Origin of the sequence: Campylobacter troglodytis, from assembly GCF_006864425.1 — a bacterium.
In the GTDB taxonomy this organism is placed as follows: domain Bacteria; phylum Campylobacterota; class Campylobacteria; order Campylobacterales; family Campylobacteraceae; genus Campylobacter_D; species Campylobacter_D troglodytis.
The window spans coordinates 1-17189 of sequence record NZ_QHLI01000059.1 but is presented as its reverse complement, the minus strand read 5'-3'; the positions used below and the strand labels follow the sequence as shown (position 1 = coordinate 17189).

The window sequence follows — 17189 nt, the reverse complement described above, 5'->3', positions numbered from 1 at the left end:
TTGGCAAGCTAGATAAGGAATAAAATGTCCTTGCTTGATAGGATTATGCATGGACTTGATGATGAAGAAAAGGGCATTGCTTTTTATCAAAATGAGTTTGAGGCTTAATAAACTAAGCTTTTAATGAATTTTAAATACTTCAAAGCATACAGCCATCAAGTGGGGTTGATAGAAGTGGGTTTTGGGGTGTGAAAAGTTTGTGTCTTTTAAGTGAAGCAAGAAAATGTTTGCTTTGATGCCACGACATTTGGCAAATTTAAATTTTGCAAATTTCTACTACTCAGTTGCAAGAACACGAAGTAAAAAAATTCATAATTTTCATTGATATGATTTTAGCTAAGCTAAATTCATTTTTAGAATGCTTTATTCTACAATGAAGCTTTGCACCTTTTTACAAAGAACTAAAAGGCGAAGCAAAAAATACTTCAAAATTTCTCTAAATTTGGTGAAATTCGCAAACTAATATTTATTTTTCATAGGCTTTGGCAATTGATACTTTTAGCTGAGATAATGAGATCTAAAAGCTTGGTAAAACCGATCTTAGTATATATTTTGCCCTACATTTTTGAGTGGAAATTTAATCAATTTTGGAGTGTTTTTGTGCTAATCTTTGCGTAAGCAAAATCGCCTTTATGCAAGGTTTCTCGTCCTTGCGTGGATAGTGCAGTAAGCTTTTAATCCTTAAATAGTGCGAAAAATCAGCAAAACGAAGTTTATTTAGAAAATGAGTAGTTAAATCGAAGTTGATGAGAATTATTTTTTACAACACTAGGCCCCTCACTTTACAAGAAGGAGCAAAGTTATAGGGTAAAACACTCTAAAAACGAGTTTGCAAAGGAACACAAGCACATAAACGAAATTGTGAATTTCTGGGGACCTTACAAAGGCTAGCTTAGGGGTTTCATGGCAAGAAAATTTTTCTTTTTACGCATTTGAAAGAAACTGAATTTAGATCTAAGATCAAGCTTAAAAATGAAAACTTGTATAAAATTTTGTTAGAATGGCTTAGGAAAAATCCTAGGTCATTTTAGCTAAAAGTATCAATCGTCTAGGCTTTAACTTAAAAACTTTTTGTTTTAAGTTTGATTGAGCCAATTTTTTTGATTTATGCAAATTCGACAGATTGTTATGTCTAGTCTTCGTCTGCAAAATCATTTTCTCATCTCAAATACCACGCTCATAGAAATGTTTTGTTTTTGGTCTTTTTTAACAATTTAATTTTGTAAATTTTTTTGCGTAAATTCAAAAATCCTTGAATTTTTGTTTGAATTTTACAAAAAATTCACATTTTTAAGGCTTTATAAGTGGCAAATTTTCAAGCAAGGTTTTAAGCTGAATTTGTGCCTTTGGAAAATGCTCGGCTATGGTAAGCCCTACTATTTCGGCACTTTCATTTGCTGTGTTTATGGCGTTTATTACCTGAGACACACTTAAAATGCCCGTGTTTCCCACGGCTACATAGAGTTCTTTTGGGTTTAAAACATCTAAATCAAGGTGAATTGCCACTTTTTTTGCCCCACATTGCTTTATCCAAGCCTTTATTTGCGACAAAGCCTTTGCCTCATCGCTTACAAATGCCGTCCCATCAACGCTTTGTATGCCAAGGGCTTCACGGCGAGCCTTGTAATGCAAGGCTTCATTTGAGTGTAGCCCCACAAAAAGCACTTTGTCAGGGCTGACGCTTGCAGGCAAGGCAAATTCACGCGAAAGCACCTCATCGCCCACAATCGCACTTACCGCCATCGCGTGATAGCCTTTGTAAAATTCATCGTTTGCTACGCCCAAATCAGGGTGCGCATCTACCCAAAGCACCACCAAATCATCTTTATAAAGGCTTGCAAGATAGGTAAAGCTTGGCACGCTCACTGCACATTCTCCGCCAAGAGTGAGAATTTTAGTGGGTTTTTTGGCGTTTATCAACTCGTAAGCTCTTTTTGTCTGCTCTTGCAAAATGAATTTATCGACAATGCCCTCTTGCACGAGCCTTTCACCATTTTTATCTACGCTGTAATTCAGCGACACAGGCACGACAGCGGTGTTTTTATCCAAATTCGCATTTAAGTTTGAAACGAGCAAATCCAAAATTTGCGCCCCCAAAACATAGCCTTTTGCTGAATTTTCAGGCTTTAAATCCTTAAACCACCCTGCGATAACACCGCCTTGCCATTGTGGGTAGATGAGTTTTAAAGTATTTTGCATTGTTTATTCTTTTGTTGAATTTTGATTTTTGGCTTTTGTTGATGAATCACAAGCGATTATTAAAGGGTTTGCAAACATTGCTAACCCTACGATTTTAGCTGAATTTTTTACAAACTCACGCCGCTTTTTTTCTTGCATTTTTGCCCAATTTGTTGAATTTTGAATTTTTTTGTGTGAATTCTTTTGAATTTAGCAAAAAATTTACACCATAAAAGCCCCATCTCTTTTGCTTTTGCGTTTCACGTCTCGCAATCCGCTCTATGTGGAGGGGTTTTTACTTCGCAAGGCTTGTAACTCGCTAGGTGGTGGATAAAATTCACAAAATCCATATTTGATTTTCTCTTAAAGATATTTTCTCAGCGCCTCAGGCACGCGAATGTTGCTATCTTTTTCTTGGTAATTTTCCATTATCGCCACAAGGGTTCGTCCCACAGCCAAAGATGAGCCATTTAGAGTATGCACTAACTCGTTTTTGCCTTTTTCATTTTTAAAGCGAATTTTTGCCCTACGTGCTTGAAAATCACGGCAATTAGAAACCGAGCTAATCTCTCTAAATTTATTTTGTCCGGGTAGCCACACCTCTAAATCAATGGTTTTTGCCGCTGAGAAGCCCAAATCCCCCGTGCATAAAAGCACAAAGCGGTGAGGCAAATTTAAGGCTGTCAGCAAATCGCTCGCACATTCTAGCATTTCATTAAAGACACTCTCGCTTTGCGTAGGCTTTGTGATGCTTACAAGCTCTACCTTTTCAAACTGATGCTGTCTTATGATGCCCCTTGTATCGCGTCCTGCGCTGCCTGCTTCTTTGCGAAAGCAAGCACTGTAACAAGTCATTTTTATGGGTAAGGCTTCTGCGGCGATAATCTCATCTGCGTAAAGATTTGTTACAGGGATTTCAGAAGTAGATATAAGATAACTATCCTCACCCTCGATTTTATAGGCATCATCCTTGAATTTTGGAAGCTGTCCTGTGCCAAACATAGTGCTAGAATTTACGATGAAAGGCACATTGACAAGCTCAAAGCCCCTGCTTGTGTTAAAATCTATCATAAAATTCACCAAAGCCCTGCTTAATTTTGCTCCCTCATTTTTCAGCACACAAAAACGACTACCAGCGATTTTAACCCCTCGCACAAAGTCAATCCATCCTAATTTTTCGCCAAGCTCAAAATGCTCTTTGGGCGTAAAGTCAAACTTAGGCACCTCGCCCACTTTTTTAAGTTCCACATTCTCGCTCTCATCAACGCCCAAAGGCACGGTTTCATTAGGGATATTTGGCACTTGATGAGATAAAATTTCAAGTCTATTTTCAAGCTCTTTTACCTGTGAGCTTAGCTCGTTGATTTTGCCCTTATTTTCGTTTAACCTTGCCTTTAAAGCCTCTTTGTCATCAGCCTTTGCCAGCTCTTTTGAAAATTTGTTTTGAAAGGCTTGGGCATCTTCAAGTGTTTGTCTTTTTGCTTTTAAATCAACAAACAAAGTTCGCAAATTTTCAAGCAAATCCTTATCCACATTTTTCGCGGCAAGTTTTTTTGCCACGTCCTCAAAATCCTTTTCCAAAAGCCTTAAATCAAGCATTTAAAGTCCTATCTTTGCGTAAAGTTCTTGCATTTTTTCCCTCGCAATCTTTCTTGCCTTAGTAGCTCCAAATTCTAAAATTTCTTTTATTTCGCCGGGCTTTGCTAAAAGCCTCTCATACTCGCTTCTTGCAGTGCTAAAATAATCCAAAATAAGCTCGTTTAAATAAGCCTTAAAATGCCCGTGTCCCTCGCCCCCTCTTTCATAGCGAGCTTGCAAGTTATTTTGTCCACTTTCATCTAAAAACAGCCTTGAAATTTTATAAACATTGCACGAGTGCCATTCTTTTGGTGCTTGCAAAGGTGAGCTGTCTGTAATTATAGCAGAAATTTGTTTTTTTAAATCCTTTGCGGAGGCGAAAATATCAATGGTGTTTTTGTAGGATTTACTCATCTTTTCTCCGTCAATTCCAGGCACCACGGCTACTTCCTCATTTATTTGAGCCTGTGGTAAGATGAAGGTATCGCCAAATTTCTCGTTGAATTTCACTGCTAAATCCCTTGCAATTTCAAGGTGCTGTACTTGGTCTTTGCCAACAGGCACAAGCTCGCTGCTATATAGCAAAATATCAGCAGCCATCAAAACAGGATAGCTAAAAAGTCCGTGTGTGGCGTTTAGCCCCTTTGCTAGCTTATCCTTGTAGCTGTGAGCACGCTCTAACAGCCCCATAGGTGTGATTTGAGATAAGATCCAGTATAATTCTAAAACCTCTTTGACATCGCTTTGTAGCCAAAAGGTGCAAATGTCGGGCTTTACGCCCAAACTTAAAAAGGCAGCGGCTGCTTTTAAAGAGTTTTGCCTTAAATTTGGAGGATTAGAGGTCATCGCGTGGTAGTTGGCGATAAAAATAAACATATCTTGCGTGTTTTGAGCATCCACCATAGCCTTAATTGCCCCAAAATAATTGCCTATATGCAAATCCCCACTTGGCTGCAAGCCCGTTAAAACCCTCATCCTAGCTCCTTTATAAGCTCAGCTACAAGCTTTTTGGGAGTTTTTCCCTCTACATTTATGATTAAATGTGCCTTTTTTTCATACTCCATAAATCTTTCCTCAAACAGCTTTCTTGCCTTTTCTTTGTCTTTAAAGAGAGGTCTTTTTGCAAAGCCCTTTTTTCCAAGTCTGTTGTGTAAAAATTCAAAATTTGCTTTTAGATATATTATCAAAGAATTTTCATCCCTTTGTAAAGCTTTATAAAAACCCCCGCCTGTGGCGATGACAACGCCATTTAAGCACTTTAATTCCTGGGCGATTTTTTGCTCCTCTTTTCTAAAAAAATCCTCTCCAAATTCAGCAAAGATTTCTCTTATTTCCTTGCCAAGCCTTTGTTTTATAAGCTCATCTGTGTCTAAAAAATTAGTCTTTAAAGCCTTAGCCAAAGCCTTGCCAACCGTGCTTTTACCGCAACCCATAAAGCCTATGAAAATCACATTTTTACTCATCTTTTTGCCCCCTTTTGCGAGTAGCTATGATTAAAGGCACACCATCAAGGGCAAAGTCCTTACGAAGTGCGTTTATAAGATAGCGTTTGTAGCTAAAATGAAGTGCCTTTGGGCGGTTCATTATCAAAGCGATTTTTGGAGGTGCTGCGTCATACTGCACGGCATAGTAAATCTTAACAAGCTTGCCCTTGTCGTGAGGCAGTGGGTGCGCCTTTGTCGCCGCACTTACTAGCTCGTTTAGCTTGGCTGTTGGGATTTTTTGCGTAAAATTGTTAAAAAGTTCTAAAATTTTATCAAGCAAGACATTCACCCTTTTGCCGCTAAGGGCTGAAAGGCTGATGATGGGAGCGTGGGCTAGAAATTTAAAGCGTTCAAATTTCAGCTCTTTACAAACCTTATCAAAGTCCAAATCGCTAATATCCCATTTATTTAGCACGATGATAACGCCCAAATAATGCTTACTTATAAGCCCGGCTATTCTCTCATCAAGCTCGTTAAAGCCATCATTTGCGTCTAAAACCAAAAGGGCGATTTGTGCATTTTCAAGCACTTTTTCCGTTCTATTAAGTGCAAATTTTTCAAGCCCTGAGATCTTGCCTCTTTTTCTAAGCCCTGCTGTGTCTATGAATTCTATGCTTTTATCCTTATAAACTATGCTTTCATTGACAGGATCTATTGTCGTGCCTGCTATGTCGCTTACCACGCTGCGATTTTCTTTCACAAGGGCGTTTAAAAGGCTTGATTTACCGACATTTACGCGTCCTACTATGCCTACTTTTATTAAATTTGGATTTATTTCTTTGAATTTAAACTCTCCAAACTCGTTTTCCTCGAAGTTTTCTAAGAAATCCTCTAAATTTTCTTCTTCTTGCCCGGCTTCATCTTTTAGCTTTGAGCCCAACCAAGCATAAAGTGCGTCAAGTCCTGTGGCGTGGCTTGTGGAGATGAAAAAAATCTCTTTTATCCCAAAAGAAGCAAATTCAAAGGCACGTTGTTCGTCTTTTTGGCTGTCTATTTTATTTACCACAAGGGCTGTTGGCTTTTTTAGCCTTAAAAGCTCGTAAAGCAAGGCTTTGTCCTCATCATCTGGGTAATTTTTGCCATCAACCATATAAAGCACTATGTCAGCACTCTTTGCGCGAGTAAGCGTGTTTTGCTTTACGGCGCGAAAAAGCTCATCGCTTTCATCAAGCCCACCGCTGTCGATTAAAAGGGCTTTTTTGCCGCACACATTTACTTCACGCGTGTTCGTATCGCGTGTCGTGCCTGCTATATCGCTAGTAATTGCCACTCTTGCACGAATGATCTTATTAAAAAGGCTTGATTTACCTACATTTGGTCTGCCCACTAAAATAATGCTTTGCATCTTTGTCCTAAATTAAAGCTTTAAAAAGCAAATTTTACCCTAAAATTCACATAAGCTTGTCTAAAATTATAAACTTTGTGAATTTAGCTTTATTTAATTTTAAGATAGTTTTGGTTAAAATTAAGCAAATTTTAAGCATATGGATACAAATATGGCAGAGCCCCTTACCCATCCTCAATCCTTAATAAATAACGAATTTTTAGAAAAAAATCTCAAACCTCTTTATGAGGTAGATGAACCCTTAGCAAGGGCCATGAAGGGAATTCAAGAATCTAAGTATAATTTTAATTTTATAAAAAGTGCTGATGGAAATATCTTTCATCATCCAACAAAAACTCTTATGTATCAAGATCTAAAAACTGAGCTTGAGGAGAAAAAGAATTTTTTTGATCAAAACTTTCCAAAGCATCCCGTTTTATTCATCTTTGGCTTTGCAAATGCTGTGCTTATTTCTCATTTGCTTAGAAATTCTAAGCATAAAAGGATAGTTGTTTTTGAGCCAGAATTAGAACTTTTCTACTATGCCTTGCAAAGCTTTGATTTTGCTAGGGATTTAAAAAATGAAAGATTGATCGTCTTTTATACCCCTCGCATCATACCAGCCCAGCTTGGTACTCTTTTTTCTTACAAGGACATAAGCGAGAGCGTTAAGACCTATAATCTAAACAGTGCTTGTGAGTTTTATAACAGTCATTATATGGCTGAAATTCAAAAATTAAATCAAGATATGATGGAGTGGATTCGCTTTGCTTTTATAAGAAAGGGAAATGATCCAAAGGATTCATTAATAGGCATAGAACATAGCTTACATAATCTACCCAAAATGCTTAAAAATCCTAGCTTACAAGATCTTCTTTGTCTAAGAAAAAAGGCAAATAAAACAGCCATAGTTGTTTCAACAGGTCCAAGTCTAAATAAGCAACTTCCCTTGCTAAAACAGTATCAAAACAAGGCAAGTATCTTTTGTGCGGATTCTGCTTATCATATACTTCATAGAGAAGGCATTAGTCCCGATTATGTTTTAAGCATAGAAAGAATTCCCTTAACTTCTGAGCTTTTTAACAATGACTTTGGTGAATTTAACAACAACATACTCTTTATACTTACCTCCTTTACCCACGAAAACACCCTTAAATATATAGAAAAAGATGAAAGAAAATATCTAATAGCAATGCGTCCTTCTCCTTTTTGCATGAGTTTTAAGCTTGATGAGTTTGGTTATTTAGGACATCATCACAGCGTAGCAAATATGAGCTATGAGCTTGCTTCTTATTTAGAGCATGAAAGGATCATCTTAATAGGACAGGATCTTGCCTACTCCAAGGAGGGAAGCTCTCATAGCAAGGGCTATGAGCTTTCTTACATACACGAAAAGGATTATGAAAGAGATAGGGGGAGATTTTTGATAGAAGCTTATGGGGGAGGGGATATGGTGGAAAGCTCTGCTGTGTGGACTCTTTTTAAGCAAGGCTTAGAAGCTGACATAGCTATGGCTAAGATAAAGTTTAAAACTATGGCATATAACTGCACTGAGGGTGGGGCTAGAATAGAAGGAAGCATAGAAATACCCTTTAAAAAGGCTTGTGAGGAGTTTTTAGCAAAAGAAGAGGATAAAAAGCCATTGAAGATGCCTTCTTCTTTGAGCGAGGATGAGTATAAAACCAAGCTTAAAGATATAAGGATTAAATTTGAAAAGCTGATTAAAAGATCAAGTGATTATTTTGAGGAGATTAAAAAGGAGCTTGAACATTTAACTGTCATACTGCCAAGGGATTACGAGCTTGAAAAGCTTGATTTTAAAGCCTTGAAAAAGAGCAAGGAAAGATTACAAAGATTTTATGCTAAATTTCACAAATTTTCGCTTTTAACAGAGGTTAGCGATGTGATATATTATCAAAATAATTGCGAGTTAATTAGGCTTGACTGTGTTGTTTGCAAGAGTGAGGAGGATGAAAAAAGAGCCTTGATAGAGCTTGTTTCAAATTTGGCGAATTTTTTTATTGAGGTTGGGGAGTATGTTTATACTCAAAATGATACTATGTTAAAAGAGCTTAGAAAATGGTAAGTATGGCACGGTTTTTGCTTAAATTAAAAATATAGCTTGAATTTAAGGAAGAAACGATGATAAAAACGGATAATTTTGCAAGGAATTTAAGAGCACTGCAAGGCAAGGCTTATGCTGAGATGAAAACAGACTTGCAAAAGATCAAAAAATTAAACTTCGAGTATGATTTTGATAAGGATGAATCCTTAAATATAAATATCATCAATAAAAAAACACAAGAAAGGCTTTATCAAAAGCCCTATGTAGAGCTAGAAAAGGCTTTAGAGCCTTTTAAAAAGGAGTATTTGCGGTATCCTTGTTTGTTTTTTTACGGACTTGGTAATGGGCTTTTATATAAGACCTTGCTTCAAAATAAAAACCACAAACGAATAGTTGTTTTTGAGAGTAATTTAGAATTTATTTATATGGCTTTGAATTTGATCGATTTTGGTAGGGAACTTTTTGAGACTAGAATTATTATAATATATAATAAATATTATAATTCTATCTCAGCCAATCAGCTCTTTGATGTATATAATTTTCGTGTATTTGCTAGGCTTTATACCTTACACATTCATAACGATCATTATGTAAAAGAAGAAAGTGAAATAAAAAGAATTAATGATTTAAATATAAGTGCCATAAATACTTCCGCAGTAAGACAGGGCAATGATCCTAGGGATGCTTTGATGGGCATAGAGCATTTTATGATAAATTTACCCAAGATGTTTGTTCGTCCAAATTTAGCAGAGCTTGTAAAAAAAAGAAGCAAAAAAACCAAATTTGCCATACTAGTAGCCACAGGACCAAGTCTCAGTAAGCAGCTACCACTGTTGAAAAAATACGCCAATAAGGCAACTATCTTTTGTGCTGATAGTGCCTATCCTATACTTTATAAACATAAGATTAAGCCTGATTATGTTTTGTGCCTTGAAAGAACCGAAAATATGGCAGATTTTTTTGAAGAAGATTTTGGTGAATTTGACAAGGATATAGTTTTTGTCTTTATGTCCCTTGTTCATCCTAGGGTAGTTCGTAACTTAGAAAAATACAAAAGAAATTATATATTAATAGCAAGAACATTACCCTTTGCTCTACATTTGAAACTGTCTAATTTTGGTTATGTAAGTGGCGGTATGAGTGTTATGAATATGGCTTATGAATTGGCTAATAGGTTGTTGGCTTATTCAAAAATAATCTTTATAGGACAGGACTTAGCTTATTCTGAGGATGGCAAATCCCACGCACAGAATTATCTTTACAAAGAAAGAGAAGAAGTATTTGATGGAAAGTTAAAAACAATTACAGCGTATGGAGGAGTTGGCACAGTAAAAACTCGCCCTGGTTGGTTTTGGTTTAAGGAATTTTTTGAAAATTATATTAATGCAAACAAAAAATGGACCAAAAGTTATAATTGCACTGAGGGAGGAGCAAGGATAGAAGGCACGATAGAAATACCTTTTAAACAAATGTGCGAGGAATTTTTAGCAAAAGAGGCTGATAAAAAGCCTTTTTTTAAACTCAAAGCTCCAACTAGAAAGCAAAGTGGAGAAGATATGCTAAATACCTATAAGATGATCAAAAAGGGACAAGGTCTAAATGCAAGATACATCAAAGATCTCAAAAAAATTCTAAAACAACTTCAAACAGTAACCATAGGTAAACAGTCTTACACCTTGGATGAGATAAATTTAGCAATAGATAAGATAAAAACTAGAATGGAACATAAAAAATCCTTATTTTGCAATGAAATTTTACATCCTCCTCTTTCTCATCAAGAAGCAGCCCTTGCACCCTTATATGCTCAAAATTTTGAAAACGAGCAAGAAAGACAAAACAAGCTTGTGATGTGGATCTTCTCTCACGAAGCCTGGCTTGAAGAGATCATAGATCTTTTGGAGATCTTTCAAGAAAGCCTAAATAAAAATATAGTCCCTCTAAGAGAGGAGCTTGAAAAAAGAAGGCTTTTATAGGCTTAACTTCTCTTCAAAAAGTGTTGATCTTTAAGCCATTTTATAAGAAGATTAAAATGTAATTTTCTTAGAAAATTAAGTATTTTCAAAAATGATAAAGCTTTTTTGCCTTTGTAAGGCTTTGTTTAACAAGCTAAATAAATTTGCACGGCAAATGAGTACTTTTTGCACCCTTTAACACATACTCAAATTTAAAGCAAGGTGCTGTTTTTAAGCTAGGATAAATTTAAGCATTTTGCCAAAAAGCTTCATAAACAAAGCTTTAAATTCAGCCAAAGGCTTTAGCTTTTATGCACATTAACTCTTTAAGCTATGATAAGTAATTCTAAGATTTTCAGCCCCCACCTTTAAGACAAACTGTCTTGTTTTAGAATCTAAGTTTTTTAAGCCATATGAAATTCAAGCTATTTAACACAAGATGCAGTAAACACTAAAACATTTAAAATTTAAATTTGGCTGAATTTGTAGATAATTTATCCAAAGCTTTAAAAAATTAATCTTTGTTTGCTATGATTTAAGGGCTATTTTAAATTTAAAGGATCCTAAATGACAAGAAGAAAATTTCTAAATACCTCGGCCAAGCTAAGTCTAGCAGGACTTGCTAGTGTTTCAGCGTTTGGAGGTTTAAGTTTTGCTGCAACGAAAGGAGAAAAAATGCAATTTACAACGCTTAATAATGGTGTAAAAATGCCCATGGTAGGACTTGGTACTGCTGGGCTTAGTGGAAGCGGACTTAGCGGCAAAGAAGGACAAAAGACTATGGAAAGTGCCATTAAAATAGGCTACCGTTTAATTGATACAGCTCAAATGTATGGCAATGAAGCAGATGTTGGTGCAGCTGTTGCAAATTCTAAGGTAGCAAGGGCTGAGTTTTTCATAACCACAAAGCTTTCAAGCGATATGAGCTATGAGGAGACATTTAAAAGCTTTGATGAGAGCTTGAAAAAACTAAGGCTTGATTATCTTGATCTGCTTTTAATTCATAATAATTACCCAAATGCAAAGCAGATGTATAAGGCTATGGAAAAGCTTTATGAGGAGGGAAGAATCAAGGCCATAGGCATTTCAAATTTCAATGCCAAGGCTTATGAGGACTTTGTTAAAAGTTGCAAGGTGATCCCTGCTGTAAATCAATGCCAAACTCATATTTTTTATCAACAACAGCCTCTAAGAAAGGCTATGCAAAAAAGAGGAACTGTTTTGGAGGCTTGGAGTCCCTTTGTGGCTGGTAGAAATAATTTCTTCAAAAATGAAACCCTAATGAAGATAGCCTCTAAATACAACAAAACAGTAGCGCAAATTACCCTTCGCTTCCTCGTAGAAGAGGGCATAGTGGTTATACCCAAAAGCTCAAATGAAGGACGTTTGCGTGAGAACTACTCCATCTTTGACTTTAACCTTGATGAGGCTGATAAAAAGATTATTGTAGCTATGGATACAAACAAATCTTCTTTTAGCTGGGTGGATTAGTTTTTAGTCACATTTAGCTTCTTAACCTTAAGTGAAAATAATTTAGAGTAAGATTAAAAAAGTTTCTTTAAATGTGGCTTAATAGACTTTAATAGGATTTTGGCTTATCCATATTTTAATAAATTTGGCTCAATTAAACTTAACAGGATTTTCTCTTATCAATTTTAGCAAATTTTGATGAGAATTTTGTCCTAAAATTTTTGTCTTGATTTTGTTTTTTTTAAATGAAGGATAAAATTTTCTGTTTTAATGCCAAGAAATTTGGCAAGTTGACATTTTGCAAAGCCATAAAAATTCACAGTTTCGTTTACATGCTTGTGCCTCTTTGCAAGCTAGCATTTGATGGTCTTTACTCTGTAATAAGCCTTTGTTTCTTCTTGCAAAGACACAAGCGAAACAAAAATCTACCAAGCCTATGCTTTGAAGCCCTTTTTGTAAATCTTAGTTTTGTCAAACTTTGAAAACTCCCATATAAGCTATGCTAACTCAGTGCCTTAGGGCCTTCATATAAACTTATTTGATTTTGCTTTAAGATCCCTTATCGCAAAAAACTAGTGCCTAACACGAAGTAAAAACGTAGCTGTTTTCTTGCTAATCTCATATCTAGGCTTTTGTGCACCATTTTTGCACCTTCTAAGTTACGAGCCAAGCATTGTAAAAAATAACTCTCATTAACTTAAATCTCGCCACTCATTTTCTAAATAAACTTCGTTTTGATGATTTTTCGCACTCTTTGGCTATTAAAATTTGACTTTCTTGCAAAATTCTATCCATATAAGCACAAGTTATTTTGCAAAGTTCAGCAATTTTAGCCTCTAAATCAAGACTTATTGCAAAGGTAGAGAATGAAAGGCAAGGTAAAAAATACTTTACAATTTACCTAAATTATATATGCGAACTTATAAAATGAATCATATACTTGTTTTTCATTTTGCTATCCATACTTTAAAATGAGCTTGTATAGACTTAAAGTGTTTTGAGCCTAAGTTTTTTTAAAGAAACTTAGTTATAAGGTGAGCTTAAAATAGTAAGCTGTGTAGTAGAGGCTATTTATTTGCTGGCTGAATTCGCAGATTTAAATTTAAAGAAGGGCTTAAAATAAATTTTGTTTTATTAAGATCAGCACTAAAAATTCTTAGAAAATCTTTAAATTTCACAAAATATGTTAATGTTACAAGCCCTTGAATTTAGCCTAAGTTGCAATATAGCTTCAAACAAGCATGGCTTTAAAGCTTTTACCTTGAAAGGAAGTTAAAGCTATGAATTTTACACCAGATCAGCTAAAACATAAGCTTACAACTCACCAAAAAGCCTCTTTCTTGCTATCTCACAGTAACTCTCATCTATGTCAATGCCTATGAATCTTCGTCCAAGCTCCTTGGCTACCTTTGTGGTAGTGCCACTTCCATTAAAGGGATCAAGCACAAGATCATCTTTGTAAGAAAAAAGCTTCAAACATCGCTTTACTAGCTTTTCAGGAAATACTGCACCGTGTCCATAAGCTTTCATATTTCGCTCTGGTGCAAGCTGCCATTTTGCATAGACAAATTCTTTAAACTCCTCTGCTGTTATGTCGATTTTTTCTTTATCGCCCTCTTTTTTTAAGCTATTTTTACAAAACACTTCTATGAATTCCCAAGAGTATTTAAGATATGGAGAAGCTGGGCTTTTCCAGCTACCCCAAGTGCAGTATTTACAGTTGTAATTGTTTTTTTCCCAAAGAATTTCTCCCTTCCAAATTAGCCCCTTGTCAATGAAAAATTTGCTTATAAAATGATGAGTTGGGATATAGTCGCTAAACATAGGCTGGACATTTACTATTATTCGTCCGCTACTTTTAAGCACCCTTATACACTCGCTAAAAATGGCAAAAAGCTGATCAAAATAGCTTTGCCATTTGTTCGCATCTTGTGCGGTGTTGTAGTTTATGCCAAAGTTATACGGGGGTGAGGTAAGTACTAGATCTACACAGTTTTCAGGCATGGTTTTTAAAAACTCCAAGCTATTAGCACAGTAAATTTTATTTATTTGATCATTTACAAGCTCGTTGTTATGAGTAGAAAATTCTTTTTTATAGCTCTCATAAGCAAGCCTTGCTTTTGAGTTTTGCTTTTTATTAGCAACCTTTTTGTCATTATTAAAGCTAGCATAGCTTACCTTGCCATTTTTTGCAGAGTAAGCCTTTATTTTTAAAAGCTCTTTGATTAAAGCCAAAATGAGGCTATCATCAGCATTTTTCTTTAAAAAATTCAAATTTACAATGTCAAATGTGAATTTTAGCTTATCTTTCAAATTTTCACATTGTATGCCTGATTTTTCAATGATCTTAAAGGCATTTATGATTTGATCCTTTGAGTAGATCTTATTAAGACTTATTTGTTTAAACTGTGAGAAGTTGGGGGGGGGGGGGGGGTGGTGGAGGGGGGTGATGGTTTGGTGGTGGGTTGAATTCTTGCTATGCTTTGTCAAATCAATCCTTTACAATCTTAGCTAAAAAGATCAAGTGCCAATTAGCTAAAAGTATCAAGCCTCAAATTTAAATAAGCTTATCTAAAAAAGATAAATGTATGTGCTAGAAACAACTAAGCTAAAAGTTATCTGGCAGTTTTTAGTCAAGCTAGTTGCTAAATTTAAAATAGATCTAGCTTTTATAAATAAGCTTGAATTTTTTCAGCTTAAAGACATTTGCGTAAATTTTTTCTAAGTTTTCTTGCAAATTTACTTGTAAATTTAAAGGCTTTGAATTTTAAAAATTCAAAAACTTGCAGATCTTTTTTAAATTTAGCCTAAAATTCAGCTAATTACAAAGGCTTTTTTAAGGATCTTTTTGAAATACATCGCTTACTAAAAGCTTTGTGTATTGATTTAAGGACATAAAGACGGGCTAAGAGCTTTTTTAAAAATTATTTTGTGAATTTTTCTTGCTATAATTTTAGCTCAGTCTTGCAAGTATAAAAGCTTTGATCTCGCAGCTTTGTGTAACTGTCTTAGAACAAAGCAGTTTAAAGGACAAAAGCTTTAAGCTCTTAGCCTAAATGCCATAAGATAAAGCAGTTTAGTAGTTTAGTTTTGCTAGGCTAAATTTATAAAAATTCACAAAACAAGACCTAATACACAGTTAAAGATTTGAATTCAAAGAAAGGCGATTAAATGGAGTTCGTGCAATACCTTGGCGATGCAAATGTGGCTAAGTTTATGTTGCTTTTTGCCAGAGTAGCTGGACTTTTTGTATTCTTTCCCTTCTTTTCACATACTAATATCCCAAATGTCATCAAGGCTACCCTTGCTTTATTTTTAACCATGTTTTTATTCCCCTTAGCCCAGCTTGAAAACCCTCAGTACAATAGCTTTTTCATCTTGCAGCTTCTAAGTGAGGCTATTTTTGGAATGATAGCAGGACTTATATTGATGATAGTATTTGCGATTGTGCAGTTTGCTGGGGAGCAAATGGCTTTTACTATGGGCTTTACTATGGCTTCTGTGATTGATCCTAGCACGGGTGGTAGTGTGCCTATTACTTCTCAAATTTTATCCTTACTTGCCTTGTTAGTGTTTTTAGCCTTTGACGGACATCATTTAAGCTTAGTTTTTTTAAGCCATTCTTTAAATTATATAATCTTAGGTGGCTTTTACTTGGGAGAGAATTTGCTCTCTTACCTAAACAGTGCTATGTTTAATATCTTTATTATAGGCTTTGGTATGGCCTTTCCTATCTTGGCTATAAATTTATTAGCCGATTTAATCTTTGGGCTTTTGATGAAGACCATGCCCCAGTTTAATCTGCTTGTTGTTGGTTATCCTATGAAGATAGCCCTAGCCTTTGCGGTTTTAATAGCCACCTTGGTTATAATGATGGAGTATTTTAAGGAACTTATGATGAAGGTTTTTTCAAATATGCAAACTTTATTTTTTAACTAAGTAATTTATAATCAAAAAGAGGGTAAAATATAATATTTCTTTAAGGAAGGGCTTATGAAAGTTTTACTTTTAAATAAAAACCCCATTATTTCAAAGCTTGTTAGGCTGAGTGCTGAGAAATTAAACTACGACTTTGAAGAACAAGAAGCCTATGACAAAAAGATGACAGGCTATTATGAATTCATCATCGTAGATAATGAGATCAAGGCTGATTTAAAGAATTTAGAAAATAGATGTAAAAAACTCATATGTCTAAGCTCAAAAAATAGCAACATACAAGATAATATACAAATACTCCACAAGCCCTTCTTACCCACAGATCTAATCTCTCTTATCAAGGTAGAAGAAGAGCCCAAAGAAGAAACACCGCCAGAGACTGAACCTACAAAAGAAGTTGAAAAAGAAGCAGAAGATACTACTCAAGAAGAGCTAGCTGATCTAGATCTTGACTCATTAGATCTAGCAGACGAAGATACTCCTAAAAAGCATATAGAAGGTGCCAAAGAGGGCTTTGAAGAAGCAGATATAGATAATATCTTTAACAACGAAGACAAGCTTAAAATCAAGCCTCCTAACAAAGAATATGTGCAAGATCTAGTAGATGATCCTCTAAACTTAGAAAATGAAACCTCCAATCTTTCAAACACAAAAAACGAAGCAGATAAAACAGCTAAGGCACAAGATTCAAGCCCTGAGAAGGCACAAGCTTCAAAGGAGGATTTAAATTCAGCCAAGAGCGAAGAGGGGCTGGATTTAAGTGAGTTAAATTTAGATGAGCTTGAAAAAAACCTAAACGAGCCCTTGAAAGAGGAGGCAAAAAATTCAGCCAGTGATCTAAATTTAGACAAAGTTTCAAGCGAGGACTTGAATTTAGATTTGCAAGAAAAGGCTTCAAGCGAGGAGGGCTTGAAAGAAGGGTTAAATGAGGACTTGAATTTAGACAGTGTTAAAGAAGATGTAAAAGCTTCAAGCGAGGATCTAGCCTCACTTGAAAAGACTGTTTTAAAGGATGAAGAAGTCGCTAATGTAGTAGAAGATTTAAACGAGGACTTGAATTTAGATTTAAGCGAGGGCGATTTAAATTCAAAAGAAGGTGCAAAAGAAGGCTTAAATGAGGATTTAAATTCAGGCTCAAGCTCAAAAGAAGGTTTAAATGAAGACTTGAATTTAGATTTAAACGAGGAAAGCTTAAAAGAAGG

Annotated in this window: 12 protein-coding genes; 6 read left to right on the top strand and 6 right to left on the bottom strand. The window is 35.4% G+C overall.

Annotated elements, in window-relative coordinates; translation table 11 throughout:
* Positions 1 to 1290 precede the first annotated feature (1290 nt).
* From DMC01_RS10450 to der, 5 genes are all read right to left on the bottom strand, one after another.
* Positions 1291 to 2199, bottom strand: coding sequence for an arginase family protein (locus DMC01_RS10450; protein ID WP_142694164.1), 909 nt, complete (start codon positions 2197 to 2199; stop codon positions 1291 to 1293).
* A gap of 342 nt (positions 2200 to 2541) precedes the next feature.
* Positions 2542 to 3777 carry a serine--tRNA ligase gene (gene serS / locus DMC01_RS10445; RefSeq protein ID WP_142694163.1) on the bottom strand — a complete coding sequence of 412 codons (1236 nt, stop codon included), beginning with the start codon at positions 3775 to 3777 and terminating at the stop codon, positions 2542 to 2544.
* The gene (gene trpS, locus DMC01_RS10440; RefSeq protein WP_142694162.1) at positions 3778 to 4731 is read right to left on the bottom strand and encodes a tryptophan--tRNA ligase; all 954 of its coding nucleotides are present in this window, start codon (positions 4729 to 4731) and stop codon (positions 3778 to 3780) included.
* Positions 4728 to 5219 carry a shikimate kinase gene (locus DMC01_RS10435; RefSeq protein WP_142694161.1) on the bottom strand — a complete coding sequence of 164 codons (492 nt, stop codon included), beginning with the start codon at positions 5217 to 5219 and terminating at the stop codon, positions 4728 to 4730. The genes trpS and DMC01_RS10435 overlap by 4 nt, the downstream gene beginning before the upstream one ends.
* Positions 5212 to 6585, bottom strand: a complete 1374-nt coding sequence (der, locus tag DMC01_RS10430; protein WP_142694160.1) for a ribosome biogenesis GTPase Der — start codon at positions 6583 to 6585, stop codon at positions 5212 to 5214. The genes DMC01_RS10435 and der overlap by 8 nt, the downstream gene beginning before the upstream one ends.
* A gap of 151 nt (positions 6586 to 6736) precedes the next feature.
* Between der and DMC01_RS10425 the strand changes: the two genes are divergently transcribed.
* From DMC01_RS10425 to DMC01_RS10415, 3 genes are all read left to right on the top strand, one after another.
* Entirely contained in the window at positions 6737 to 8650 is a 1914-nt protein-coding gene (locus DMC01_RS10425) for a motility associated factor glycosyltransferase family protein (RefSeq protein WP_185908870.1), read from the top strand.
* Between the two features lie 56 nt (positions 8651 to 8706).
* The gene (locus DMC01_RS10420; RefSeq protein ID WP_246059186.1) at positions 8707 to 10602 is read left to right on the top strand and encodes a motility associated factor glycosyltransferase family protein; all 1896 of its coding nucleotides are present in this window, start codon (positions 8707 to 8709) and stop codon (positions 10600 to 10602) included.
* A gap of 546 nt (positions 10603 to 11148) precedes the next feature.
* Positions 11149 to 12072, top strand: coding sequence for an aldo/keto reductase (locus DMC01_RS10415; protein ID WP_246059184.1), 924 nt, complete (start codon positions 11149 to 11151; stop codon positions 12070 to 12072).
* A 1293-nt stretch (positions 12073 to 13365) separates the two neighbouring features.
* Here DMC01_RS10415 and DMC01_RS10410 read toward each other — a convergent pair.
* Positions 13366 to 14502, bottom strand: coding sequence for a DNA-methyltransferase (locus DMC01_RS10410; protein ID WP_142694165.1), 1137 nt, complete (start codon positions 14500 to 14502; stop codon positions 13366 to 13368).
* Between the two features lie 139 nt (positions 14503 to 14641).
* Between DMC01_RS10410 and DMC01_RS16045 the strand changes: the two genes are divergently transcribed.
* The 3 genes from DMC01_RS16045 to DMC01_RS10400 all read left to right on the top strand — a co-directional run.
* Positions 14642 to 14776, top strand: a complete 135-nt coding sequence (locus DMC01_RS16045; protein WP_282432304.1) for a hypothetical protein — start codon at positions 14642 to 14644, stop codon at positions 14774 to 14776.
* Between the two features lie 446 nt (positions 14777 to 15222).
* A complete protein-coding gene (fliR, locus tag DMC01_RS10405) occupies positions 15223 to 15990 on the top strand; it encodes a flagellar biosynthetic protein FliR (RefSeq protein ID WP_142694158.1) in 768 nt (255 codons plus the stop codon).
* 54 nt (positions 15991 to 16044) lie between these two features.
* Positions 16045 to 17189: hypothetical protein (locus DMC01_RS10400; RefSeq protein ID WP_142694157.1), on the top strand; the 1145-nt coding region annotated here is incomplete at its 3' end.